Source organism: Paralcaligenes ginsengisoli, assembly GCF_054781135.1.
In genome coordinates, this window is record NZ_BAAGUZ010000002.1 from 199,409 (window position 1) to 222,942 (window position 23,534).

General features: G+C 58.9%; 19 protein-coding genes. 5 read left to right on the top strand and 14 right to left on the bottom strand.

Annotated features, from left to right (window positions below; translation table 11 throughout):
- Window positions 1–6: 6 nt before the first annotated feature.
- Together metC and ACYVIS_RS01130 are read right to left on the bottom strand one after the other, a co-directional pair.
- Window positions 7–1,164, bottom strand: a complete 1,158-nt coding sequence (metC, locus tag ACYVIS_RS01125) for a cystathionine beta-lyase (RefSeq protein ID WP_232742373.1) — start codon at window positions 1,162–1,164, stop codon at window positions 7–9.
- A complete protein-coding gene (locus ACYVIS_RS01130) occupies window positions 1,164–1,757 on the bottom strand; it encodes a cysteine dioxygenase family protein (RefSeq protein ID WP_232742372.1) in 594 nt (197 codons plus the stop codon). The genes metC and ACYVIS_RS01130 overlap by 1 nt, the downstream gene beginning before the upstream one ends.
- A 140-nt stretch (window positions 1,758–1,897) precedes the next feature.
- Between ACYVIS_RS01130 and ACYVIS_RS01135 the strand changes: the two genes are divergently transcribed.
- Complete coding sequence (locus ACYVIS_RS01135) at window positions 1,898–2,767, top strand: LysR substrate-binding domain-containing protein (protein WP_232742371.1); 870 nt, start codon at window positions 1,898–1,900, stop codon at window positions 2,765–2,767.
- Window positions 2,768–2,844: 77 nt separating this feature from the next.
- Here the strand turns inward: ACYVIS_RS01135 and ACYVIS_RS01140 are convergent, their stop codons facing one another.
- From ACYVIS_RS01140 to ACYVIS_RS01160, 5 genes are read right to left on the bottom strand one after another with little or no spacing between them, the layout of a single operon-like run.
- Window positions 2,845–4,014 carry an alpha-hydroxy acid oxidase gene (locus ACYVIS_RS01140; protein WP_232742370.1) on the bottom strand — a complete coding sequence of 390 codons (1,170 nt, stop codon included), beginning with the start codon at window positions 4,012–4,014 and terminating at the stop codon, window positions 2,845–2,847.
- Entirely contained in the window at window positions 4,011–4,985 is a 975-nt protein-coding gene (locus tag ACYVIS_RS01145; protein ID WP_232742369.1) for a Bug family tripartite tricarboxylate transporter substrate binding protein, read from the bottom strand. The genes ACYVIS_RS01140 and ACYVIS_RS01145 overlap by 4 nt, the downstream gene beginning before the upstream one ends.
- 40 nt (window positions 4,986–5,025) lie before the next feature.
- Window positions 5,026–5,952, bottom strand: a complete 927-nt coding sequence (locus tag ACYVIS_RS01150; protein WP_232742368.1) for a fumarylacetoacetate hydrolase family protein — start codon at window positions 5,950–5,952, stop codon at window positions 5,026–5,028.
- Window positions 5,949–6,824 (bottom strand): TauD/TfdA dioxygenase family protein, encoded by an 876-nt coding sequence (locus ACYVIS_RS01155; protein ID WP_232742367.1) that lies wholly within the window; start codon window positions 6,822–6,824, stop codon window positions 5,949–5,951. The genes ACYVIS_RS01150 and ACYVIS_RS01155 overlap by 4 nt, the downstream gene beginning before the upstream one ends.
- Window positions 6,825–6,867: 43 nt before the next feature.
- Window positions 6,868–8,043 carry an iron-containing alcohol dehydrogenase family protein gene (locus ACYVIS_RS01160; protein ID WP_232742366.1) on the bottom strand — a complete coding sequence of 392 codons (1,176 nt, stop codon included), beginning with the start codon at window positions 8,041–8,043 and terminating at the stop codon, window positions 6,868–6,870.
- Window positions 8,044–8,184: 141 nt separating this feature from the next.
- Here ACYVIS_RS01160 and ACYVIS_RS01165 point away from each other — a divergent pair, with 141 nt between their 5' ends.
- A complete protein-coding gene (locus tag ACYVIS_RS01165; protein ID WP_232742365.1) occupies window positions 8,185–9,096 on the top strand; it encodes a LysR family transcriptional regulator in 912 nt (303 codons plus the stop codon).
- Between the two features lie 86 nt (window positions 9,097–9,182).
- Here ACYVIS_RS01165 and ACYVIS_RS01170 read toward each other — a convergent pair whose 3' ends face one another.
- Both ACYVIS_RS01170 and ACYVIS_RS01175 read right to left on the bottom strand, forming a co-directional pair.
- Window positions 9,183–10,148: a Bug family tripartite tricarboxylate transporter substrate binding protein gene (locus ACYVIS_RS01170; protein ID WP_460873033.1), complete on the bottom strand. Its 966-nt coding sequence runs from the start codon at window positions 10,146–10,148 to the stop codon at window positions 9,183–9,185.
- Between the two features lie 38 nt (window positions 10,149–10,186).
- On the bottom strand, window positions 10,187–12,256 hold the full coding sequence (locus tag ACYVIS_RS01175) for a metallophosphoesterase (RefSeq protein WP_460873034.1): 2,070 nt from the start codon (window positions 12,254–12,256) through the stop codon (window positions 10,187–10,189).
- A gap of 115 nt (window positions 12,257–12,371) precedes the next feature.
- Here ACYVIS_RS01175 and ACYVIS_RS01180 point away from each other — a divergent pair, with 115 nt between their 5' ends.
- Window positions 12,372–13,193: an IclR family transcriptional regulator gene (locus tag ACYVIS_RS01180; RefSeq protein WP_460873035.1), complete on the top strand. Its 822-nt coding sequence runs from the start codon at window positions 12,372–12,374 to the stop codon at window positions 13,191–13,193.
- Between the two features lie 61 nt (window positions 13,194–13,254).
- On the opposite strand, the gene ilvD (ACYVIS_RS01185) is transcribed toward ACYVIS_RS01180, so the two are convergent.
- From ilvD (ACYVIS_RS01185) to ilvD (ACYVIS_RS01195), 3 genes are all read right to left on the bottom strand, one after another.
- Window positions 13,255–14,940: a dihydroxy-acid dehydratase gene (gene ilvD, locus ACYVIS_RS01185; RefSeq protein ID WP_232742361.1), complete on the bottom strand. Its 1,686-nt coding sequence runs from the start codon at window positions 14,938–14,940 to the stop codon at window positions 13,255–13,257.
- Window positions 14,941–15,058: 118 nt separating this feature from the next.
- Window positions 15,059–15,532, bottom strand: coding sequence for an OsmC family protein (locus tag ACYVIS_RS01190; RefSeq protein ID WP_232742360.1), 474 nt, complete (start codon window positions 15,530–15,532; stop codon window positions 15,059–15,061).
- Window positions 15,533–16,119: 587 nt separating this feature from the next.
- Window positions 16,120–17,991 carry a dihydroxy-acid dehydratase gene (gene ilvD, locus ACYVIS_RS01195; RefSeq protein ID WP_232742359.1) on the bottom strand — a complete coding sequence of 624 codons (1,872 nt, stop codon included), beginning with the start codon at window positions 17,989–17,991 and terminating at the stop codon, window positions 16,120–16,122.
- A gap of 178 nt (window positions 17,992–18,169) precedes the next feature.
- Here ilvD (ACYVIS_RS01195) and ppc point away from each other — a divergent pair, with 178 nt between their 5' ends.
- Window positions 18,170–21,025 carry a phosphoenolpyruvate carboxylase gene (gene ppc, locus ACYVIS_RS01200; RefSeq protein ID WP_460873036.1) on the top strand — a complete coding sequence of 952 codons (2,856 nt, stop codon included), beginning with the start codon at window positions 18,170–18,172 and terminating at the stop codon, window positions 21,023–21,025.
- Window positions 21,026–21,087: 62 nt separating this feature from the next.
- Here ppc and ACYVIS_RS01205 read toward each other — a convergent pair whose 3' ends face one another.
- Window positions 21,088–21,423 carry a PsiF family protein gene (locus tag ACYVIS_RS01205; RefSeq protein WP_460873037.1) on the bottom strand — a complete coding sequence of 112 codons (336 nt, stop codon included), beginning with the start codon at window positions 21,421–21,423 and terminating at the stop codon, window positions 21,088–21,090.
- A gap of 248 nt (window positions 21,424–21,671) precedes the next feature.
- Here ACYVIS_RS01205 and ACYVIS_RS01210 point away from each other — a divergent pair, with 248 nt between their 5' ends.
- Entirely contained in the window at window positions 21,672–22,487 is an 816-nt protein-coding gene (locus ACYVIS_RS01210; protein WP_460873038.1) for a sulfite exporter TauE/SafE family protein, read from the top strand.
- Window positions 22,488–22,540: 53 nt separating this feature from the next.
- Here ACYVIS_RS01210 and ACYVIS_RS01215 read toward each other — a convergent pair whose 3' ends face one another.
- Window positions 22,541–23,449, bottom strand: coding sequence for a LysR family transcriptional regulator (locus tag ACYVIS_RS01215; protein ID WP_460873039.1), 909 nt, complete (start codon window positions 23,447–23,449; stop codon window positions 22,541–22,543).
- Window positions 23,450–23,534 lie beyond the last annotated feature (85 nt).

Genomic DNA, 23,534 nt, shown 5'->3' on the forward strand with positions numbered 1-23,534 from the left:
GCAGAACTATTGAACCGAGACCAGCATTTTTCCCAGATCGGCCTTCAAGTCTTCCGCGTCTTCCAGGCCTATGTGCAGCCTTAGCAGATAACCGGCATCGGCATGGTCGAGCCGTGTTTTCCTGGCGTCGATCGGCAGGACCAGGCTTTCATATCCGCCCCACGAAGCCCCAATGCCGAAGATTTCCATCTGGTCGACAGCCTTTTCAATGGCATCGATGGAGAGCCCGGGCCGCAGCTCCAGCGACAGCAAGCCATTGCTGCCCTGGCAGTCCCGCTGCCACAAGGCATGGTTGCGATCGCCCGGCAATGCCGGATGAAAGACCGCGCGAACCGCCGGCTGACAGGCCAGCCAGCCTGCAAGGTTCAAGGCGCTTTGCGCATGCCGCTGCAGGCGCAGTTCGAGAGTGCGCATGCCGCGTAAAACCAAAAAGGCGTCTTCGGCGGACACTGTCTGGCCAAAATTGACACTGGCTGTCTCGATCGCCTGGAAAGCCGCCTGCGTCGTCGTTACGGCGCCCATCATCACGTCCGAGTGACCGCCCAGATACTTGGTGGCCGCGACAATCGAGATATCGGCCCCCAGGTTCAAAGGTTGGTAATTCAGGCACGAACCCCAGGTATTGTCGGCGCACAACAGAATGTTGCGCTGCCGGCATACGGCGGCCATGGCGGGAAGATCCAGCATGTCGTACAGCAGCGAACCCGGCGATTCGACATAGATCATGCGGGTATTGGTTTGCAGGCATGAGGCCCAATCGTCGTCGACGGCGCTGAAGTAGCCGAAGGTGATGCCGTAATGGGCCAACTGGGTAGTGCAGAACTTCTTCACCGGCTCATAAGCCGAGTCGGAGATCAGGACATGATCGCCCGACTTGAGGTAGGCCAGCAGAGTGATCGAAATGGCCGCCAGCCCGGTCGGGAACAACTTGGCCCGATGTCCGCGCTCCAGCGCGGCAACAGCGTCTTCCAGCGCATAGACCGTTTCGTTGCCGCGCGCCCCATAAGACAGCTGGCGCTCATGCTCGCGCTTGATCCGGGTGCTGCGCCAGTGTTCGAGGTTGTCGTATAAATACGTGCTGCCTTTGACTATCGGCGTATTGGCCCAGCCCGTGTCGGGCCGGCCAAGCCGGGTCAGCGCAGTCGCGCGGGAACGCTCCGACATTACGCAGCGCTCCGTTTGGTCTGGACGCCGACCGTCATCAGCTTATAGGTATTGTTTTCGGTGTCGAAGACCAGGCGTTCTTTCAGTTTCTCGAGCGCCAGACCATACATGTGCAGATGACGGATGCCTGTCTCGTCTTCGATCCTTACCGAATGGATATCGTCGGCCAGCAACGCAATGCCGCCACCGGGCGATACGGGGTGTTTCTTCACCAGCGACAGCTTGGCCGCGCCGGGTTGTGAGCCATCGTCGACCCGGTCGTAGAGATAATTGTTCTCGGTGCCCTGGACCGCCGCGATACAGGCCCAGGTCGTGTGGTTGTGGGGATGAATCAGTTTCCCCGGCTTCATGACATTCAGGTAAAGCGCATACGTGCTGTCGGGCTCTTCATGAATCAGGTAGCGCGCCTGCAACTCGCCCTCTTCAGGGCCTGGAAAATATTCATCCGACCACCATTTCTTGTGCGAAGCCAGATCGATCAGGGCAGTCAGGATCACGTCCAGATCCTGGCGGGTCACTTCCTTGGCGGCGGTGTGTTTTGCGGTATCGATAAAGCGGCCGACGGCGGCCGATCTTTCTGCAGCGTGAGTCATGTAGATCTCCTTTAATGAACGAAAATATAGGCGGGTATGGCTACTCTAACAAATTAATAATTATAAAAAACACATAAGTAATACTAATGTATTATCTATGAGAGGCTGTTTATATTCTTTGTTTTATAAGGGATTTCCCTATGAGAAATCTGGACCTTGATTTGTTGCGCACCTTGGTAACCATAGAAAAAGCTAATACATTTTCTGGCGCGGCAAATGAATTGTTCAAAACCCAGTCCGCCGTCACGCAGCAGATGCAGCGCCTTGAATCATTGATAGGCTTCCCCTTGTTCGAAAAAAAGGGCCGGCGCCGTGTTTTGACGCCGCAAGGCAGCAAGCTGGCCGGATACGGGCGGCGCCTGCTGGCCATCAACGACGAAGCCTTGCGCACCATAGGGCAACAGCCGATGGAAGGAGACGTACGGCTGGGTGCCCCGCAAGACGTGGCCGACACCATCCTGCCGTCCGCCCTGACTCATATTGCGCGCTACGCGCCGAAAGTGCGCCTGGAAATCCGCGTAGACCGCAGCCCATTCCTGATGAGCGCCCTGGAATCGGGCGATCTCGACCTGACCATATCCACGCGCTATCAAAAAAACCTCAATGGAATAATCTTGCGCACCTCGCCCACCGCCTGGCTGTGCGCCGCCGACTATGTCCACAACAAGCGGGCCCCCGTGCCGTTGATCCTGGCCGACGAGCCCAGCATATTCCGCAAAACCGCCCTGATGGCGCTGGAACAGACCAAGCTGGAGTGGCATATCAACTACCTGGCCCCTACCCTGATCGGCATCAAGGCCGCCGTCCGCGCGGGGCTGGGCATCACGGCCCGCAGTGTCGAACTGCTGGAAGCGGATATGCGCGTGCTGGGAGAGTCCGACGGCCTGCCGCCTTTGGCACCTGTCAGCTATTACTTGTGGACGCGCAAAGACACCATCAGCCCCTTGACCCTGCACGTCTACGAAATCCTGAAACGCAAATTCGAAGACAAAATGGAAAGCGCGCCTTGATAACCGGCGGCAGGCACTGTTGAATCATGCGTGCGGGCCGGGGCCGTATCTGTAAGGCAAGAGCCTGGCCTCTACCCCTATGCAAACAACGCCGACGGCCCAATCTGATTGGCATGCGGCACGCCGCAAAGCTGCATGGTCCGGACGAATTCCTCGCGCAGGATGTCGATGGCGCGCGCGGCGCCGCACTGGCCCGCCGCCGCAACACCATAAAGAGTCGCGCGCCCGATCAGCACTCCTTGCGCGCCCAGGGCCCGGGCCTTGAAAATATCGCTGCCGCGGCGAACCCCGCCATCGATCAGGACGGGCGTTCGCCCCTCAACGGCCCGGACAACCGCCGACAAGGCGTTCAGGGAGGCAGGGACGCAGTCAAGCTGGCGTCCGCCATGGTTGGACACAACGATGGCATCGCAACCCATCGCCGACAGCCGACGGGCATCATCGGGGCAAAGCACGCCCTTCACGATAAGCTTGCGAGGCCACGCGTCACGCAATTGCTGCAGACGCGACCAATCGAAAGAAGGATCGTAATACCGCCCTACAGACGACGCGGCTTTATTAGCGCTATCGGCCGGCGCTGGCCGCAGGTTTTTCAGATTCTCGACAACCGGCATGCCATTGCGCAGCAAGGCCAGCGACCATCGCGGGTGGCAGGCGAAATCCAGCACATTGCGCGGTGTGAAATGAAATGGGAAAGACAGATGGTTGCGGAAATCGCGCTCGCGCTTTCCGCCCACGGGCAGATCCACGGTGATCATGAGCGCTTCGTAATCGGCCGCTCGTGCCCGTTCGATCAAGCCTGCCAGCGCTGCGCCATCGCGTAGGATATAGGCCTGGAACCAGAGCCTGCCAGGCGCCTGGCGGGCCACTTCTTCAATCGAAGCCGTCGCCGAGGTCGATAAAGTATAGGGAATACCGGCGGCGACGGCAGCCCGTGCAATGGCGATATCGCCGTTCGGCCAGCCGTACCCGGCCGCACCTGTGGGCGCAACCGCCATGGGCAAAGAGGCAGAGGCGGCAAGCAGTTCCACGCCGAAGTCAATGGTCGATACATCGACAAGCGTGCGCGGCATAAGCCGGACCCGCCCAAACGCGTCCCGATTATCGCGCAGAACGATTTCGTCTTCCGCACCGCCATCGAAGAAATCGAAGATGGCGCGAGGCAGCCGCCGCTGCGCCAGGCGGCGGAGGTCGTCAATCGAACGAGCACCAGCCAGCCTTCGCGCCATCGCCCGCCCATCGCTCATTTCGCGTCGATCTTTATATCGGCCGCTTTGATAACGTGCGCCCAGCGCTCTTTATCCTTGTTGAGGTAATTGCGGAACTCTTGCGGCGTATCGCTCTGCGTGATGGCTCCCAGGTCGTGCAGCCGCTTCTGGATCTCGGGATCTTTCAGCGCTTCGACAACAGCCTTGTTCAACTGCGCGACAATCTTGGCCGGCGTCTTGGCTGGTGCCAGCAAACCCACCCACGGGGCGGTGAGTTCAAACCCCGGGAAACCTTCGTGATTCATGGTTGGCACACCGGGAAAATCGGCAAGCGGCTTGGCCGTGCCCACGGCAAGCACTCTAAGCCGTTTTTGGTTTACATAATTGGATATGCCTATGCTTGGATAGAACATGAAATCCACACGACCCGCCATGACCTCCGCCAGGGCCGGCGCATTGCCGCGAAAAGGCACATGCAGCATTTTCACCTTCGCCATAATGCCCATCATCGCCGCGGCCAGATGCGCCGAACCGCCTACGCCCGAAGACCCGAAGGTCACCGCGCCGGGCTTGGCCCGCGCCTTGTCGATCAGTTCTTTGATCGACTTGACCGGGGAGTCGTAACGCGTGACGGCAACGAGCGGCAAGGTTGCAACCAGGGAAATCGGTGCAAAATCCTTGGGATCGTAGCCAGCTTTTTCTCCCAGCAGCAGGGGATTGACGTTAAGGGACAAGGAGGTGAACAACAGCGTATAGCCATCGGGCGCCGCACGCGCCACATCGCGCGTGGCAATCATCGAAACCGCCCCGGTCCGGTTCTCGACAACGACCGACTGCCCCAGTGTCGCCGTCATGCTCTTGGCAATCAGGCGGGCGATGACATCGGTAGGCCCTCCCGCCGAGTAGCCTACGATCATGTGTATGGGTCCGTCGGGAAAATCCTTCGCACTCGCTCCGGAAGCGGATAGGCTCATGGCCAAGGTGGCCAGTAATGCAATAAGTGTCTTCATTTGTCTCTTCCTTTTGATTTAATGTATTTGCTGCTTCTTGCTAAGCAATGCTGTGTTCCAGCACACCTACGCCCGACACCTCCAGCCTGACTCGATCTCCCGCTTGCAGATATTCAGGCGGCGTACGGAAAGCGCCGCTGCCCGCGGGTGTTCCAGTCGCCAATACATCGCCTGGTTCGAGCGTCATGAAGCGCGAAATGTAGGCAACCAGCGTGGCAACCGGAAACAGCATGTCGCGCGTACCGGCCTGCTGTTTCAGCACGCCGTTTACCCAGCTCGATACCATCAATGACTGCGGGTCGCCGATCTCGTCCGAGGTAAGCAGCCACGGCCCCATCGGGCAGAAACCGTCCATGCTCTTGGCGAATGTTGTCTGCGGCGGGGAAATATCGAACTGGAATTCACGCGCACTGAGATCGTTCAACACAGAATAGCCGGCCACCCATTCCAGGGCCCGCGACTCGGGAACGCAATACCCATAGTCGCCGATGACAACCGCGAGCTCGGCCTCGAAATCCAGTTTCTTCACGCCGTCCGGACATGCGACAATCGCGCCGGGCGAGCTCAGGCATGAGGCAAGCTTGCCAATAATCCGCGGCTTCTCAAAGGGCGCAACGCCTGTCTCCTTCGCATGATCCGCGTAATTCCTGCCCACCGCCACCACCTTCCCGGGCCGCGGAACGGGCGGGTACAAGCGAACGGATTCCAGCGTTTGATAGCGGGTCGCCGCCTGGGCCTGGCACTGCTCGACGTGCACGTGAAGACTCCGCATGACGTCAGCCCCGCCTTGAAGCAGCCGAAGCATGCCGCCCGAGGCGGCCGGGTGGCCGCTGCGCAGGCAATGTTCCTGTGTGCTGCCCGATACAGCCTGGGCGGCAATCCATTCGCTCACATCAAGAATGCCGGCCTCCAGCACCACCCCTGTTCTGGGTGCCTCGCCGTCGCCCCGATAGCTGACCAGTTTCATGCCGCCTCCGGAAAGTAACGGTCGGCGGCCACCTGGCAGCGCTTGATCAAGCGGTGCTCGTCCGGCGTGTAGTCCGCAACGGCATTGTGTATCGTGCCCATGTTGTCCCACATCAGTACATCGCCGACAGTCCAGCGATGCCGATAACGAAAGGCCTCCTGAGTCTGATGGGCGAACAGGAACTCCAGCATGCGATCGCTTTCCTCTTGAGGCATTTCATTGATTCGTATCGAGTAGCCTGGATTGGCGTAGAGCACCTTCCTGCCGCTGATCGGATGCACCATGAAAATGGGATGCGAAACAGGCGGTCGCGCCAGACGCTGGGCCTCGGTCAGGGGTGGGCGGCTGCTCCCCTTTTCACGCCGCATCATTTCCCAGAACTTGTTGAAATCGTGCAGGACTGTCATGCCTTCGAGCCGTACTTTCAGCTCTTGCGGCAATGCCTCGTAGGCCGCATGCATATTGCAGAACTCCGTACAACCCAAGGGTTCGCCATCCCGATGCGGAATCTGCATGCCGTACAGAATATTCACGAAGGCAATCAGCTTGCTATACGACATATCGGTATGCCAGTCCTGCCCCGCGTCGCTCAGGCCTATCGGCTTGCCGTTTTCGACAATATTCGACAAAGTCATCACTTCGGGCAATCCCGGCTCTTGATAGCTGTTCGCAACATTTACCTCCAGCGTGCCGAAATTCTGGGCAAACGTTTTGAGCTGCACAGCCGAAATATGCTGCGCCGGAAAAAACAGGACGCCGAAAGCCCCCAGCAGTTTTTCAATTTCAGCGAAATCTTCCGGCGCAAGCGCGGCGGACAGATCGAGGCCCTCGACCCGGGCCCCCAGGCTTGCTCCGCTTTTTGTGACCTTCATGAAATACCTCCGGCTACTGCGATGGTTTGCGATGGAACGGCTGCTACCACGCGGCGTCAAGAATGGCTTCAATGTCGTCCGGCTTATTGACCGGACGCGGATTGAAAGCCAGGCCGCGCTCATGCATTGTTTTTCGCGCAATATCGGGCAATGCCTCCCGGGCCACGCCAATATCGCGCAGGCTGCCAGGCAGGCGGCATTCCGCCTGCAGATTGGCAAGCCAGGAAAATAAAAACCCGTCATCACCTGGCGGCAATGCCGATAAGGATTCACCCAGAACGGCCTCGATCGGGCTCAGGCAATCCGGCGCCGCGCTCTGATTGAAACGCACGGTGTGCGGCAGCATGACCGTATTGGCAAGACCATGAGGCACTCCGCATGTGGCTCCAATCACATGGCACACCGCATGATGCAGACAGCTGCGCGCGGAAGCCAGAACCATGCCGGATAAATGCGCAGCCACCAGCAACTCGACACGGTACTCAATTGATTCCGGATCGCGAGCCACGGCGCGCAATGCATGGTCGAACCGCCTTATCCCTTCCAACGCCAGAGAGGTGGAAATCGGCGACCGGCTTGTCGAGTACAAGCCTTCCAGGCAATGGGCCAGGCCGTTCATGCCTGTGGCCAGCATGAGCGGCGCGGGAATCGACAGATTCAGCTTCGCATCCAGCAAAATGACGCGACTGGCAAGTTGTGGATCCCAGAACAGCAGCTTTTCACCCTCGGGCGTACGCACGCCGAAAGACGGAGTCACCTCGGCGGCCGAAGCCGTCGTTGGGATCGAGATGATTGGAACCTTCGGGCGCAGCAGATCGGGCGCCACAATCGTGGCCGGCAAGATGAAGCGCGATGCCAGATCGCGCAGTGTGCCGCCTTCCGCAAACAGCAATGCCGCGGCCTTCGCGCTGTCGGATACGCTTCCCCCACCCACAGCAACCACGCAATCGGCCTCATGAAAATTCATCCGCTCTGTGACTCGGCCAATCATTTCCAGATCGGAGTGCTGGGGAATATTGTCGAATTCAGCTACCGCCACATCGGACAACAAAAGCAGAAGGTCGGCATACAAACTGTGGGCACGCATGCTTTTGCTGGTCAGTATCAAAGGTCGCCGGCACCCAAGATGCGCCAGTTCGTCGGCCAGGGCGAGGGCGGCTCCCGGTCTGCAAACCAGGCGGGTGCGAAGTGCCTGATGCGTGAAATCGACACCTGCCATCTGTCCGCGATCTCCTTTGCCGCCTGGCGCCATAGTATCTAAAATAGAAACAGTGAGACGGCAGTATAGTGACCCTATTCCTGTATGCATAGAACCAAATCAGGAATATATTATTCTTGAAATGGAAACTATGGAGCCAAAATGGATAGGCTACGCAGCATTGAAATATTTATCGAAGTGGCGCAGCAGTTGAGCTTTTCGGCGGCCGCCCAACGATTGGGAATAGCAAAGAGCAATGTCACCAAACACGTGATATGGCTGGAAAAGTCATTGGGGGTCCAGCTGCTGACCCGAACCACAAAAAGCGTAAGCCTGACCGAGGCCGGCCTGTCGCTGCTGGAGAACGGCCGAAGCCTGCTTGAACATGTCGACAGCATAGAAGCACGCTTGCAGATGTCGGTGAAGGAACTCAAGGGTACCCTGCGCGTTGGCACGCCTCCTTCATTCGGCGCCCATCATCTGGTTCCCGCCATTACCGCTTTCGCCGACGTCCACCCGGATATCCGCGTGATCATGTATCTGGACGACGGCAGGGCCGATCTGGTGACCGAAGGGCTGGATATGTTGATTCGCATTACACCATCGTTGAAGGATACCAGCCAGATCGCACACCGGCTGGCTATCGTTCCGCAAGTGCTGGTGGCTTCGGCGGGCTACCTGAAACGGCGCGGCCACCCCCAGTCGGTGCTGGGGCTGGCCAGCCACGACTGCATGGTGCATTCGCTCAAATCCCCTACCAATTCGTGGAAATTCACCGGCCCAGGGGGAAACGTAGCGGTTCAGGTGCAAGGAACCATTCGCGCCAACTTCGGCGAACCATTGCGCCACGCTGCTTTGCTCGGCCACGGCATTTCAATGCATCCCCGCTACATGGTGGACCAGGACCTGAAAGACGGCCGCCTTCAAATAGTATTGCCCGAGTATCAACCCACCGAGCTGGAAATTTATGCCGTGTTCCCCAGCCGCAAGAATATGCCCGCGCGCGTCCGGACATTTCTGGGCTTCCTGACCGACTGGCTCGGCACTATGCAATGGGCCGGAAAATCCATTTAGCGTTTCTTCCGACCCTCTTTCTTCAGGCAGTCCGGCGCCTTGCCAGGCAAGGCAGCAGGGGCTCCAGCGCCCCGGGTGCGACAGGCTTATTGCACCGATATTCCGGTTTCCGCGACGATCTCCTGATACTTCTTCATCTCGGCGCCTATGAAATCCTTGAAGGCAGCGCCTTGCAAGGGCGTAGGCGTCAGCCCCTGGTCTTCCAGAGATTTCACAAAGCCCGGATCTTTGAACACCGCCATCACATCGTCGCTGATCCTGCCGGCCAGTTCCGCCGGTAAATCCTTGGGCCCGAACACACCGAACCAGTTCGTAAGCTGCAGCCGCGGCAAACCCAGTTCCACGGCCGTGGGCACATTGGGCAATAATTTTTCACGCTTGGGCCCGGCCACCAGAATGGGCCACAGCTTGCCGGCGCGGATGTGCTGGAGCAGCGGCGGCGTGGTTGCAAAAAACAAATCGATCTGGCCACCCAGCAGATCGTTGACCGCAAGAGAAGTGCCGCGGTATGGCACATGCATCAGCGGCAGGCCAGTGAGGCGCCCCAGCATCTCTCCCGCCATGTGCTGCTGGCCGCCCACGCCCGGCGACCCATAGCTGATCTGCCGCTTCGACCCTTTGTATGTCAGCAACTCCTTCAAATTTCTGGCATGCAGCTTGGGTCCGCTGACAAGAACCAGGGGCGCCGAGGCAACCAGAGCCAAGGCCGACAAATCGGTGATGGGGTCGTAGTGCATGCGCTTGAACACCAGCTTGTTGAGCGAGACCTCCGGAGTGTATCCAAGCAACAGCGTGTAGCCATCAGGAGCGGCGTGGACCGTCTGTTCGGCGGCAATCATGCCGCTTGCGCCAGTCTTGTTTTCAACCACTACGGACTGCCGCCATTTTTGAGTCAGGACCTTGGCGAGCAGGCGGGCCACAATGTCGGTGGACCCGCCTGGCGCATAGCCGACCAGAAGCTTGACGGGTTTATCCGGATAAGCGGCCCGGCTGGCGGGCGAAACAAATAGCATGCCCAGCAGCAAGGCCAGGGCTATAGAACGACACTGCATAGGTATTCTCCGATAAATTGAGATCCAGTAATGCGCCTTCATTCAAGCAAAATCAACAGCAACTGCAATTCATCAGCCTTCGCGGCCTCTGCACTTTCGAGCATGTCTATTTCAGTTTCAATCGTTTGCCGCAAGCCCGAGGCCAAGTCGTGGGCAATGCAGGCCGGTGGAAGCGTTTTGAGCAGATCGAGGGCTTGCCCCGTTTTCGCACAGATCAGCGCATAGCGGTTGGCGCCGGCACTGAATACAAGCGAACCGCCCGCATTCGGGATGTTCTCTTCCAGAGCAATGCTTGCGGCGCCGGAAAGCAGTGCATTGAGCGTAGTAAAAACGCTGGCGGCAATGCGCGGATTGAAGCGCCGGTCGATAAAAGCATGCCGGGGGAAATAGCCGCGATCGACGTCCATGAACGTATCGTAGACATAGCGGATAGCCGACGAAGCCTTGGAAAGGATCATGGCCTGCGCAACACTGGCCGCCACAGCAAGATCGTCCGCGCGTTCAATGGCAAGGCTGGGGCCGCTGAGCTTGAGCGACGCAAGCACATGGCAGCCCGTATCGCGGCTGAATTCCATGAGTCGCAGGGCCGCCGGCACAAGCTCCTGATCCGCCTCTATGCGTACCGTGACCCCGTCGATATCGCCCGCATGGAGCGCGGCGACAATGAATTCGCGGTGCACGGCCAGTTCATCGAGTGTGAAACCGGCTTTGACGAAATGACTGAAATGCGTGCCATCGTAATGAGAAGGATCGGCACTGAGGATCTTCGAATAATAAATCCCGGCGCCGGTCTCCGAGCGGATGGCCCGCAAGGTGCCGCGCTGCCGCTCAAAACCATCCAGCGTGGCATTGACCTCGAATGCGGCCACACCGCATGCGGCCATATCCAGCGACAAGAGACCGGGCTTGGGCGCCCCCAGCGAAGTAACGATGTATTGATGGCCCATCCGGGCCATGAGCCGCATGCGTTCCCGGGATTCAATCTCGGCCAGATCCAGATCGGGCACTTTGGAGAGGCGCGCGCCCATTTCCCACAAGGCCAGCAGCGGGTAATCGTTGCGCGCCCATTTCCGGCCGAACTCCTGCACTCCGCCGGTGGCGGTGATCTGCATGCTTTCCGCCCAGGGGTGCCGCAATTCGACACCGACATTATTGAAGGAAGACGTCTTGGGATGCGCCAGGAAGCGGGACGGCCGGGCAATGCGGGTCGTTCCGGCTTTGGCCTGGGCGCCCATGGTGCGGATCGAATAGGCGACATGGCCGTTGGCGAATACGTCCACCACGAAATAACCGAACTTGTCGACATCGCCCCGGCCAAACTCGACACTGGGAGCCACTCGGTAGAACTCGGAAAAATCGTGACGCAGAAAAGCAGTGGAAGGCAGCATATAGAACTCTGCCTGGCCTATTCGGTCGTACCAGAAATTATGCACATGGCCGGCGAAAACGGCTTCCACCTGGGGCTGGCGCAACAACTCGAGCAGCCAGCTCCGGCCAGGCTCATCGACATTGTCGTAGCTGCCACGCTCATCAGTCGAGTAAATATAGGGCGGGTAATGCATGAAAAGAAAGACACGTTTGCCGCCGGCTTCCATGACCTGCCGCTGGAGCCATTGTTTTTGGCGCTCTTCATCGGGCAAGCCGGAATTCAGCAATAGCGAATTGATAATGACAAAGCGCAAATCCCCCTCGTCGAACGCAAAATAATCCTGGCCGAAAGCTGCGCGATACGTCTCAAGAAACGCCTCGCACACCTGGTCCGCCGGCATCCAATCCACATGCTTGTCACCCACGTCATGGTTGCCGGGCACCAGATGCACCGGCACCGTTAGCGGGCTGGCAATGTCCTTGAAGCAGGCCACGGCATCCTGGAATGTCGGCAGCGACGGTACGGGATGCACGATATCGCCCAAGTGCACGACAAACTTCGGCGCCGGTTCCATAGCGGCAATGTCCAGAAAGACATGGCGCGCACGCTCATTGGCCAACTGGTTGGTGCGATACGGCGAACTGGACACGCCATCGCTCTCATTGACGTGGGTGTCGGCGACAACGACAAAAGAAAAAAGCGGCTGGCCGCTGAAGGACGGCGAAGCGGATCGATTCATATTAATTGATGCTCTACGGAGTTTAATTCCATTAATTGGAATTTAATTTCATTTATTTGAATTGAATTATTGTTGCGATTCGCTAATATGTCAAGAATCAAATCAAGGAGCCCAGATGGCGGAACAGGAAAAAGACCGGCCCGAATTTTTAGATAGCGCGGCGTTGCGGGCCCATCCACAGTTTGCGTCCACCTTGGCTAACGGGCTGGCCGTTCTGGGTTGCTTCGCCAATGGCGCGGGAACCCTGGGCAACAAGGACATCGCGGAGCAATTGGCGATGTCGCGACCCACGGTTTCCCGATTGACATTCACCTTGGTGGGGCTGGGTTATCTGCGGCGCGACCGTCAAACAAGCAAGTACTCGCTAGGGCCCGCGGTATTGTCATTGGGCTATCCCTTGCTTTCCCAACTGACGATCCGTCAGGTCGCGGCCCCCGCCATGCTGGAACTGGCCCGCTATGCCCATGGCCCGGTTTCGGTGGGTGCACGCGATCGCTTCCAGGTGGTCTACGTCGAAACCGTGCAGGACCAGGAGTCCAACGACACCAAGCCCGGCGTCGGCTCAACCCGCCCGTTCCTGCGTACGGCCATTGGCAGAGCGCTTCTATATTGCCAGGACAAGCCAGAACGGGCGCTGATCCTCAAGCGCTTGCAGCAAGCTTATCCCGACGATTGGGAAAAATTCCGCCCTGGACTGGATACCGCTTTTTCGGAAATAGATACGCTGGGGTTCTGCGTCGTAGCCGGCGACTGGAGGCCAACCCTGGCCGCCGTCGCAGTCCCCATGAAAGGAGAGGTAAACGGCATGTCCCTGGCGTTCAACCTGACAGTCCCAAGCTACGCCACCGACCGGAGCCGGCTGGAAAAAGACCTGGGGCCGCGCCTGCTGGGCCTGGTGCACAACATTGAATACAAATTAGGATTGAGCAAAGACTGAATGGCGGAGCTGGCGGCCCTATTTGCCCACCGCTCCGCCGTCAGGCAAAAAACACTGAACCCTAGAAATTGTCCAGCACCGCCCCCGTGCTGGCCGTGGATGCATTGAACGCGAACTTGGCCTGCACGCCGCGCGTATAGCGCGGTGCCGGCGCCTGCCAGGCGGCACGACGCGCCTTGATCTCTTCTTCGGGAACGTTCAGTTGCAACAGCAGGCGATGGGCATCGATGGTAATGGAATCGCCCTCGCGCACCAGCGCTATGCAGCCGCCCACGGCCGCCTCAGGCGCAACATGCCCAACCACCATGCCCCAGGTGCCTCCCGAAAAACGGCCGTCAGTGATCAGGCCCACCGAATCGCCCAGGCCGGCCCCTACCAAAGCGCCCGTGGGCGCGAGCATTTCAGGCATGCCGGGGCCGCCCTTGGGGCCGAGGTAACGCAACACCATGACATCGCCGGCCTTGATCTTGCCATCCAATATGGCCTTGAGCCCGGACTGCTCGTCTTCGAAGACCCTGGCGGGTCCGGTCATGACCGGATTTTTAAGCCCGGTAATTTTGGCCACCGCCCCTTCCGGCGACAGATTGCCCTTGAGTATGGCCAAGTGGCCCTTGGCGTACAGCGCCTTGTCCAGGGTATGAATGACGTCCTGATCCGCGGACGGCGCATCGGGTATGTCCTTCAAGGTCTCCGCCATCGTCTTCCCGGTAATCGTCATGCAGTCGCCATTGAGCAAACCCGCGTTCAACAGAATTTTCATGACTTGCGGAATGCCGCCGGCGCGATGCAGATCGACAGCCAGGTACTTGCCGCTGGGCTTCAGGTCGCAGATGACCGGCACGCGCTGGCGCACACGCTCGAAGTCGTCGATGGTCCACTGCACATCCGCCGCATGGGCGATCGCCAATAGATGCAGCACGGCATTGGTGGAGCCGCCCGTCGCCATGACGACGCTGACGGCATTCTCGATGGAGGCCCGCGTAACGATATCGCGCGGCTTGAGATCGAGCTCGATCGCACGGATCAGGGTTTTGGCCGATTCCGCCGCCGAGCCGGTTTTTTCATCGTGCACATTGGCCATGGTGGATGAATAAGGCAGGCTCATGCCCAGCGCTTCGAAGGCGGAGCTCATGGTGTTGGCGGTATACATGCCGCCGCACGAACCGCTGCCTGGTATGGCATGCAGCTCGATCTGCCTTAGCTCTTCGTCGCTCATGCGGCCCGCCGAATTCTCGCCCACCGCCTCGAATACGCTGACGATGTTCAGATCCTGGTTTTTATAACGGCCCGGAAGAATCGTGCCGCCATAGACATAAATAGCCGGTACATTGGCGCGCAGCATGCCCATCATGCCGCCCGGCATGTTTTTGTCGCAGCCGCCGATCACCAGCACCCCATCCATCCACTGGCCCTGCACACAGGTTTCGACACAATCGGCGATGACCTCGCGCGACACCAGCGAATACTTCATGCCCTCGGTGCCCATGGCCATGCCATCGGAAATCGTCGGCGTACCAAATACCTGGGCGTTCCCGCCCGCCTCCTCGATGGCAGCAATGGCGGCATCGGCCAGCTTCTGCAAGCCGCTATTGCAAGGCGTGATGGTGCTGTGGCCATTGGCCACGCCCACCATGGGCTTGGCAAAATCCTCTTCCTTATAGCCCAGGGCGTAATACATGGAACGATTCGGCGCGCGGGCCGAGCCCTGAGTAATATTCGCGGATCGTAGACGCTTGGCTTTATTCATATTTATCTCCTGGGAGGCTAGAGTGTGGCACCGGAATGCAAGTTTTTCAAACGCGGCCTAGCCGGAACCCGGTGCGCGCAACGCCACAGGCAGGTAACGCCGGTAGCAGGTTCGGGAGTCAAGACTCGGACTCGATCGTCGGCTCGCACATAACGGGGAAATTGACGGAATTGGCGATAAAGCAGAAATGATGCGCCCGCTCGTGCAAACTGGCCGCCAACTGCGCATTGTCGCCACGCCGGATTCTCACCTTGGGCCTCAAGGTGATTTGCGTAAAAAAACCGCCGCGATCCGGATCTTCCTGCATGATGCCCTGCGCCTCATCGGCATAAGCCAGAACGGCAATGCCCGCATCCGCGCATAGATGCAGGTACCAAAGCTGATGACAGGCGCTAATTGAGCCGACAAGCAGGTCTTCCGGATTCCACCGCTGGGCATCGCCCAGAAAATGCGCATCGGACGAACCCGCTATATCCGGCTTTCCAGCCGAACTCAGGGTGTGGCTGCGTTCATAAGACCTATACGCGGTTGTTCCCTCGCCCTTGTTTCCAGTCCAGTTCACCTGAATGTTATAACTGTGCGTTCGACTCATTTCCATTCTCGACTCAATCGGGGTTGAATGCGGCAACAGCCCTTATGGGGGCACGCATCGGTTTTACATTACTCCTTTTCACCACGATATGCCCGGCCCACAAAGTGACCAAGGACTTGCAGGCGAATGGACTGGTCGCAGTCTGGCGGCCCGAAAGCAAGACACGAACAATGTGATGACAATGTGTTGGGGGGATCTGTTGGAATGGCCTTTATGCGATAGCTCATTGTGATATCAGCCCACAAGCACGCAAAAACGCAGGTTTGCGATCGCCCAAAAAACCCCAACGCAAGCGGGGGTGGCGGCCCAGGCAGGGTGAGCGAGCTTGAGTCCGCCGCGGCCGGCACCTGGATCGGGATGCAAGGGAGCGGTTGTCTGAGCGTCAAGGGTGTCCACAGCCCGGGGGGCTGTGGACGACGCGAGTTCCGCGACCGCCCGATCCAGGCGCCGGCCGCGGGCAGTCCTGGCGCAGCCAGGACCGGACGATGCGAGCTCCACCCTGCCCGGGCCGCCACCCCCGCGCCTTAAGAACACTAAATAACGCTAAAAAAACGCGAATGACGAGCAACCCACAGACCCGCCAGCGCTTACCGCCGACCGCCATTCAACTGCGACACATCCCGCACCGCGCCGCGATCGGCGGAGGTCGCCATCGCAGCGTAGGCCTTCAAGGCCTGCGACACAACACGTTCCCTATCCACCGGCTGCCAGGCCTTGTCGCCGCGGGCCTCCATTTCAGCGCGACGCCGGGCGAGCTCCTCATTGCTGATGGCCAGATTGATCGACCGATTCGGGATATCGATTTCAATCGCATCGCCATCATTGACCAGGCCAATATTGCCGCCTTCGGCCGCTTCGGGCGAAGCATGGCCAATGACCAAGCCCGACGATCCGCCCGAAAAACGCCCATCGGTAAACAAGGCCGAACACGCCCCCAAACCCTTCGATTTCAGATACGACGTCGGGTACAGCATTTCCTGCATGCCAGGCCCACCCTTGGGCCCCTCGTAGCGAATCACCACCACATCGCCCGCCTTGACGGCGCCGCCCAGAATGCCTTCAACCGAAGCCTCCTGGCTTTCGAACACACGCGCAATGCCAGTAAACTTGAGTATGCTTTCATCGACGCCCGCCGTCTTGACGATACAGCCCTTGGGCGCCAGGTTACCGTACAGCACAGCCAGCCCGCCATCTTGCGAATACGCATGCTCCTTGGAGCGGATGCAGCCCTTCTGCCGATCCAGGTCCAACTGCTCGAAATGACGATTCTGGCTGAATGCCACCTGCGTGCGGACCCCGCCCGGCGCGGCCTTGAAAAACTCATGCACTTCCGCGCTGGCCGAACCGCCATTCACGTCCCAGTCGCGAATCGCCTGGCCCAAGGTGCCGCTATGCACATTGCCCGCGTCTTCGTTGAGCAGGCCGGCACGCGACAACTCGCCCAAAATACCCAATATGCCGCCGGCACGATGCACATCTTCGATATGAAACTTGTCCGTTGCCGGCGCCACCTTGCACACGCAAGGCACCTTGCGCGAAATACGATCGATATCGGACATCGTGAAATCAACGCCCGCCTCTTGGGCCGCGGCCAGCAAATGCAGCACCGTATTGGTCGAACCGCCCATCGAGACATCCAGCGTCATGGCATTTTCAAAGGCCTGGTACGTGGCAATGCTGCGCGGCAATACCGACGCATCGTCCTGCTCGTAATAACGCTTGGCCAAATCGACAATCAGCGTACCGGCTTTTTCGAACAGGCTCTTGCGGCGCGCATGCGTGGCCACCACGGTTCCGTTGCCCGGCAAGGCCAGGCCCAGGGCCTCGGCCAGGCAATTCATGGAGTTCGCCGTGAACATGCCCGAGCACGAACCGCAAGTCGGACAGGCGTTGCGTTCAACCTCGGCCGCCTCGGCATCGCTCACCTTTGAATCGGCGGCCTTGATCATGGCGTCGACCAAATCGAGCTTCATCAGTACTTTCTGGGTGCCCGCTTCAACAATCTTCCCGGCCTCCATCGGGCCACCCGATACGAACACAACAGGGATATTGAGGCGCATCGCAGCCATCAGCATCCCCGGGGTGATTTTGTCGCAATTGGAAATGCACACCATGGCGTCGGCGCAATGCGCATTGACCATGTATTCCACCGAATCGGCAATAAGTTCGCGCGACGGCAGCGAATACAGCATGCCTCCGTGACCCATGGCGATACCGTCGTCGACCGCGATCGTATTGAATTCCTTGGCTACGCCGCCGGCCGCTTCGATTTGCCTGGCCACCAATTGACCCATGTCTTTCAAGTGCACATGACCCGGTACGAATTGGGTAAACGAGTTCACCACCGCAATAATGGGTTTTTCGAAATCGCCATCCTGCATGCCGGTCGCACGCCACAGAGCGCGGGCGCCAGCCATGTTGCGGCCTTGGGTCGAAGTACGGGAACGATATTGCGGCATTGAAGTTCTCTGGTAGAAAGAAAAGGAATTAAAGGCTGAATATGATAATCGTCTTGGCGCCGTTGCGCGAATCAGCCCCGAAGTACCGGCGTTTTTGAGGAAAAGGCTCAAGCTATCGTATAGTTAGCGCTTGCGCCCGGCGCCTGCTTGCATAACCCCATCCAACCAAGGAGTCCCAGTGAACTTGCCCGCCCCCAGCAACACGGAACCGTCGTCCCACTTGCGTACCGACATACGGCTGCTCGGAAAAATACTCGGCGAAGTCATTAAAGAATGTGAAGGCAAGCCAATTTACGACGTTATCGAAAGGCTGCGCCGCGCCGCCGTTACCTTTCGCCGCGAAGGCAAGACCAAAGACAGCATCCTGCTCGAAAAACAGATACAGAAGCTGGCCAGCCAGGATGCCACCTTGGTCATCCGCGCCTTTACCTACTTCCTGCATCTGTCCAATATCGCCGAAGACCGCGATCAGAACCGGCGCCAACGCCACTACGCCCTGACCGAAAGCGCGCCGCAGCGCGGCAGCCTGCAGCATGCTTTCGAGTTCCTGAAAAGCAAAGGCGTAAGCAGCGGGAAAATCCAGCGCCACCTCAGCGACGCGTGCATCATGGCGGTACTGACGGCGCACCCCACCGAGGTACAGCGCAAAAGCACCCTGGATGTGCACCGCGAAATCGCCCTGCAGCTGAGCCGCCGCGACACCACCCTCACCTCGTCCGAAGAAGAATGGCTGCAGCAGCGGCTTACCGGCCTGGTGGAGACCCTCTGGCAAACACGCCTGCTGCGCCGGCAAAAGCTCACGGTCCTGGACGAAATAGACAACGCCCTGGGCTATTACCAAAGCACCTTCCTGAGCGCCATACCGCGCCTGTACCAGGATCTCGCTCTCAAGCTGCGACGACCAGGCCGCTCCAGTTTCGACATCAATGCCAGTCCCTTGCCGCCTTTTATGCGCATGGGCAGCTGGATCGGCGGCGACCGCGACGGCAATCCCAATGTCAACGCATCAACCCTGGAACAGGCGCTGCTGCGGCAAGCCACGGTAGTCCTGCAGCATTACCTGCAGGAAGTAAAAGACCTCGGCACCGAACTGTCGATCTCGCAAACGCTCAGCGCCGTCAGCCCGGAGCTCCTTGCACTCGCGCAGGCCAGCCAGGATGCCTCGCCGCACCGCGCCGACGAGCCTTATCGCCGCGCCTGCATCCACCTCTATGCCCGGCTCGACGCTACGGCCCAGAACATCACGGGCCGGTCGCTGGCGCTGCGCCCCACCTACCCGGCACCGGCCTACGCCGGCGCCGCCGAATTCCAGCTCGATCTGCAGGTCATCGCCGATTCGCTGGAAACGCAGCGCAGCGGCCTGATCGGCCTATTGCGGCTGAACGGCTTGATTCAGGCCGTCAGCGTCTTCGGGTTTCACCTGGCCACGGTGGACCTGCGCCAGAGCTCCGATGTGCACGAACGCGTGCTCGCCGAGTTGTTCAAGGCGGCAGGAGTCCGGTTCAAGGGCCAGGCCATCGATTATCCGACGCTTTGCGAAGCGGACCGCATCGCCGTACTGCGCAATGAAATCCAGGAAATCCGCCCCCTGGTGTCTCCCTGGATACAGTATTCGGACGAAACCGAAAAAGAACTGGCCATACTGCGGGCTGCCGCCGCAGCGCGTCAACGCTACGGGCGCCAGGCCATACAACAGACCATCGTGTCGCATACCGAAACCCTGAGCGACTTGCTCGAAGTCCTGGTGCTGCAACAGGAAAGCGGCTTGATCGCTCCGGCTGCCGCCACGTCCGGACTCAATGACGGACTGATGGTGGTGCCTCTGTTCGAAACCATTCCCGACCTGGAGCGCGGGCCCGAAATCATGGCGGCATGGCTCGACCTGCCCGAGGTGGCAACGCGCATACGCCACACCCAGGGCGGAATCCAGGAGGTCATGCTGGGCTACTCGGACAGCAACAAGGACGGCGGCTTCCTGACATCGACCTGGTCGCTCTACCAGGCCGAGCGGCAATTGGTCGAGGTTTTCAAGAAGCGCAAAACCCGGCTGCGCCTGTTCCACGGCCGCGGCGGCTCGGTCGGGCGCGGCGGCGGATCAAGCTTCGACGCGATCCTGGCTCAGCCCCCGGGCACGGTCAATGGCCAGATCCGGCTTACCGAACAGGGCGAAGTCATACAGAGCAAATACAAGGACGCCGAAGTCGGGCGCTGGCATCTGGAACTGCTTGTGGCCGCCACGCTCGAGGCCAGCCTCACTCCTCATCAATCGGCCTCTCAAACCGAAGACGAAAATATGGCCCGCTACGGAACCGCACTGAGCCTGATGTCGGTCGCCGCACAAAAAGCGTATAGAGATCTGGTCTACCACACCCCCGGATTCGCGGACTATTTTTTCGCTTCGACGCCTATCCTGGAAATCGCCGGTCTGAACATCGGCTCGCGGCCATCGGCGCGCAAACCGAGCCGGCGCATTGAAGACCTGCGAGCCATACCGTGGGGGTTTTCGTGGGCCCAATGCCGGCTGATGCTCACCGGCTGGTTCGGCCTGGGTTCGGCGATTCTGTCCTACCTGGAACACAAAGGCGACGATACTCCGGGCAGCCGCGACGCGCGTCTGGCGCAATTGCGCGGCATGGCCCGCGACTGGCCGTTTTTCTATACGCTGCTGTCGAATGCCGAAATGGTGCTGGCCAAAACCGATCTGGCCATTGCCAGGCGGTATTCGAAACTTGTGCCCGACAAGAAATTGCGTGAAAAAGTGTTTGAGCGCATCGAACAGGAACATGCCCTGACGCTGGAAATGTTCAAGCTCGTCACGCAGCGCGAATTGCTGGACGACAATCTGCAACTACGGGCATCGCTGAGCGAACGTTTTGCCTATATCGATCCGCTCAATCACTTGCAGGTGGAGCTGTTGCAACGCCACCGCGCGGAACGTCGCAAAACCACGGAAGCCAACGAGGAAAGCCGCAGCCAGCGCGCCATACACATGACCATCAATGGAATTGCGGCAGGGCTGCGCAACTCGGGCTGAAGCCTGCCGCCCATACCGGTGCGAGCACGGGGAATCCCATGCCCGCACCTTGCAAGGAACCGCTATTTGGCCTTCAGGCAAGTGCTCATGAAGGCTTTGCGGGCATCGCCCTTGAGCGATTTCGCGGAAGCATCCGCATTGCAGGTTTTCATACGTTCCTGCGCCGCGTTTGCGGGCTTGGCCGGTTCGGTTTCGCCTTTCAGGCAGGAACTCATGAACGCTTTGCGGGCGTCGCCGGTTTTCCCGGTGGCGTCTTTGTTGCAAGTGGTCATGCGCTGCTGCTGAGCCGTTTTGGCCGTGGGAGCGGCGGATGCGGCTGGCGTGGCTGCAAAAACAGGGGCTGCGACAAAGCCGCAAAGAGCCGTGGCAGCCAGAAAGACGCGAGTCGATGCAAACATGGAACACCTCATTAGGAAGTAAGGCACAAAAGGTGTTGATATATTGAGGCCACGGGTCGTTCTGCGCAAGAGGCAAGTCCATGTTGTGTTTAAAGCTCAATCAATATAACAATTAAGTATATATTTATAACCAAAAATAATTATAATAGTTCCTCCCTGTACATTCTTTCCTTTCCAGATTGCACTTACATGGTCGACCGTATCGATTCTGCAATAGAGCTTGTTCGTATACATAGGTTGGGAAATCCATGCTCCTAGTCAGTTTTCTGGGCGTTTTTATAGGCCTGGTCATGGGGCTGACGGGTGCCGGAGGAGGCATACTGGCCGTACCCGCCCTGGTCGTAGGCCTGGGTTTCAGCATGACAAGCGCCGCCCCCGTAGCCTTGATGGCCGTGGGCATTTCGGCCCTGGTCGGCACCCTCGACGGCCTGAGCAAGAAAATAGTCCGCTACAAGGCAGCCCTGCTGATGGCTATTCTGGGTGCCCTGTTCTCGCATCTGGGCATTACGCTGGCCCATATCATTCCCGACCTTTTCCTCATGACGCTGTTCAGCGCCATTATGCTGCTGGTGGCCTGGCGCATGTTCCGGCAGGCCCGCCAGGTCAAAAACCCGGTCCAGCCCGGCGCTTCGGAACTGAAGCCTTGCGTGCTCAATCCCACCACCGGCAAATTACACTGGACGCGGCGCTGCGCCTCCACACTGGCGGGCATAGGGGCCGTGACCGGACTATTCGCCGGCATGCTGGGAGTGGGCGGCGGCTTCATCATCGTGCCTGCCTTCAAACGCTATACCAATATAGACATGCACAGCATCGTCGCCACATCGCTCGCCGTGATCGCCCTGGTCTCGATGAGCACGGTAGCCGGCATAGTCCTGCACGGAACCCGTATTTCCGGCATGGGCTGGAACTTTGTGGGAGCCGCCGTGGCGGGAATGGTACTGGGCCGCCTCGCCTCGCCTCATATTCCCTCTCGCCTGCTGCAAATCGGCTTCTCGGGCATAGCAACGCTGGTCGCGGTAATCATGCTGATCAAAACGTATTGGCCGGCCACCTTTTCCTGATCGCAAGCAAATGACGCGGGCCAGGGTCAAGCCCATCCGGCCCGCGGGCCTGCTCAGGACCCGAAGGAAAATGTTTCGAATATCAATTGGCGCAGCCACTGATTGCCCGGCTCGCGGTGATTCTTGCCGTGCCACAGCACATTGATGACGATGTCGGGAATCTTGATCGGACACGGCGCAAACATCAGATCGAAAGGCTTGAGCGTGCTTTCGGCGTAGGCTTGAGGCACCACCGCAATCATGTCGGTGCTTTGCAATATGTGTCCCACCGCCACGAAATGCGGTACGCGCAAACGCACGTCATCGACCAGGCCAGCCCGCTGTATGGCCTGGTCGACCATGCCGTGCCCGGTCCCGGCCGCCACAATCATCACACGCCTGGCGGCCTTGAACGCTTTCAGGCTAACGCCGTTCGTGGCCAGACGGTGGCCGCGGCGAAATACGCACACATAGCGCTGGCGGAACAGCCTTTGCTGAAAAAAACCGCGGTTCAGATCAGGCAAAAAACCGATCGCCAGATCCACCTGCCCGTTCTCCATTTCATTGCGCAAACTGGTCGTGGTATCCCGCACCGTACTGATGGACACACCAGGCGCCGTTTTTGCCAATCGCCGCATCAGTTCGGGGAGAAAATAGATTTCGCCGATATCGGACATGGCAATGGTGAAATTGCGCGTACTGGTTCCAGGCTGGAACACAGGCGTTGTATTAAGTGACGAATAGATTGTGCCGAGCGCCTGGGCAACGGGTTCGGCCAGCTCGCCGGCAAAGGGCGTGGGCGCCATGCCCCGCGACACCCGAACAAACAACTCATCGCCCATCGTCTTGCGCAATCGGTTCAGCGCATTGCTGATTGCCGACTGCGACAGGCCCAGTGCCTGAGCCGCCTGTGAAACACTGCGCAAACGATGCAGCTCATTGAAGACAAGCAGCAAATTCAGGTCTATGTCTTTGAGTTCCATGATTTTATATTATTAATAATAGTGATAGATATTATTTACATAATTCTATTTATAAATAGATTTGAATGGTGCATTATTTCCCAAA

Bases quoted from the DNA above. Each gene is read 5' to 3' on its own strand.
- metC (WP_232742373.1), bottom strand. From the start codon at position 1,164: ATGTCGGAGCGTTCCCGCGCGACTGCGCTGACCCGGCTTGGCCGGCCC.
- ACYVIS_RS01130 (WP_232742372.1), bottom strand. From the start codon at position 1,757: ATGACTCACGCTGCAGAAAGATCGGCCGCCGTCGGCCGCTTTATCGAT.
- ACYVIS_RS01135 (WP_232742371.1), top strand. From the start codon at position 1,898: ATGAGAAATCTGGACCTTGATTTGTTGCGCACCTTGGTAACCATAGAA.
- ACYVIS_RS01140 (WP_232742370.1), bottom strand. From the start codon at position 4,014: ATGAGCGATGGGCGGGCGATGGCGCGAAGGCTGGCTGGTGCTCGTTCG.
- ACYVIS_RS01145 (WP_232742369.1), bottom strand. From the start codon at position 4,985: ATGAAGACACTTATTGCATTACTGGCCACCTTGGCCATGAGCCTATCC.
- ACYVIS_RS01150 (WP_232742368.1), bottom strand. From the start codon at position 5,952: ATGAAACTGGTCAGCTATCGGGGCGACGGCGAGGCACCCAGAACAGGG.
- ACYVIS_RS01155 (WP_232742367.1), bottom strand. From the start codon at position 6,824: ATGAAGGTCACAAAAAGCGGAGCAAGCCTGGGGGCCCGGGTCGAGGGC.
- ACYVIS_RS01160 (WP_232742366.1), bottom strand. From the start codon at position 8,043: ATGGCAGGTGTCGATTTCACGCATCAGGCACTTCGCACCCGCCTGGTT.
- ACYVIS_RS01165 (WP_232742365.1), top strand. From the start codon at position 8,185: ATGGATAGGCTACGCAGCATTGAAATATTTATCGAAGTGGCGCAGCAG.
- ACYVIS_RS01170 (WP_460873033.1), bottom strand. From the start codon at position 10,148: ATGCAGTGTCGTTCTATAGCCCTGGCCTTGCTGCTGGGCATGCTATTT.
- ACYVIS_RS01175 (WP_460873034.1), bottom strand. From the start codon at position 12,256: ATGAATCGATCCGCTTCGCCGTCCTTCAGCGGCCAGCCGCTTTTTTCT.
- ACYVIS_RS01180 (WP_460873035.1), top strand. From the start codon at position 12,372: ATGGCGGAACAGGAAAAAGACCGGCCCGAATTTTTAGATAGCGCGGCG.
- ilvD (WP_232742361.1), bottom strand. From the start codon at position 14,940: ATGAATAAAGCCAAGCGTCTACGATCCGCGAATATTACTCAGGGCTCG.
- ACYVIS_RS01190 (WP_232742360.1), bottom strand. From the start codon at position 15,532: ATGAGTCGAACGCACAGTTATAACATTCAGGTGAACTGGACTGGAAAC.
- ilvD (WP_232742359.1), bottom strand. From the start codon at position 17,991: ATGCCGCAATATCGTTCCCGTACTTCGACCCAAGGCCGCAACATGGCT.
- ACYVIS_RS01205 (WP_460873037.1), bottom strand. From the start codon at position 21,423: ATGTTTGCATCGACTCGCGTCTTTCTGGCTGCCACGGCTCTTTGCGGC.
- ACYVIS_RS01210 (WP_460873038.1), top strand. From the start codon at position 21,672: ATGCTCCTAGTCAGTTTTCTGGGCGTTTTTATAGGCCTGGTCATGGGG.
- ACYVIS_RS01215 (WP_460873039.1), bottom strand. From the start codon at position 23,449: ATGGAACTCAAAGACATAGACCTGAATTTGCTGCTTGTCTTCAATGAG.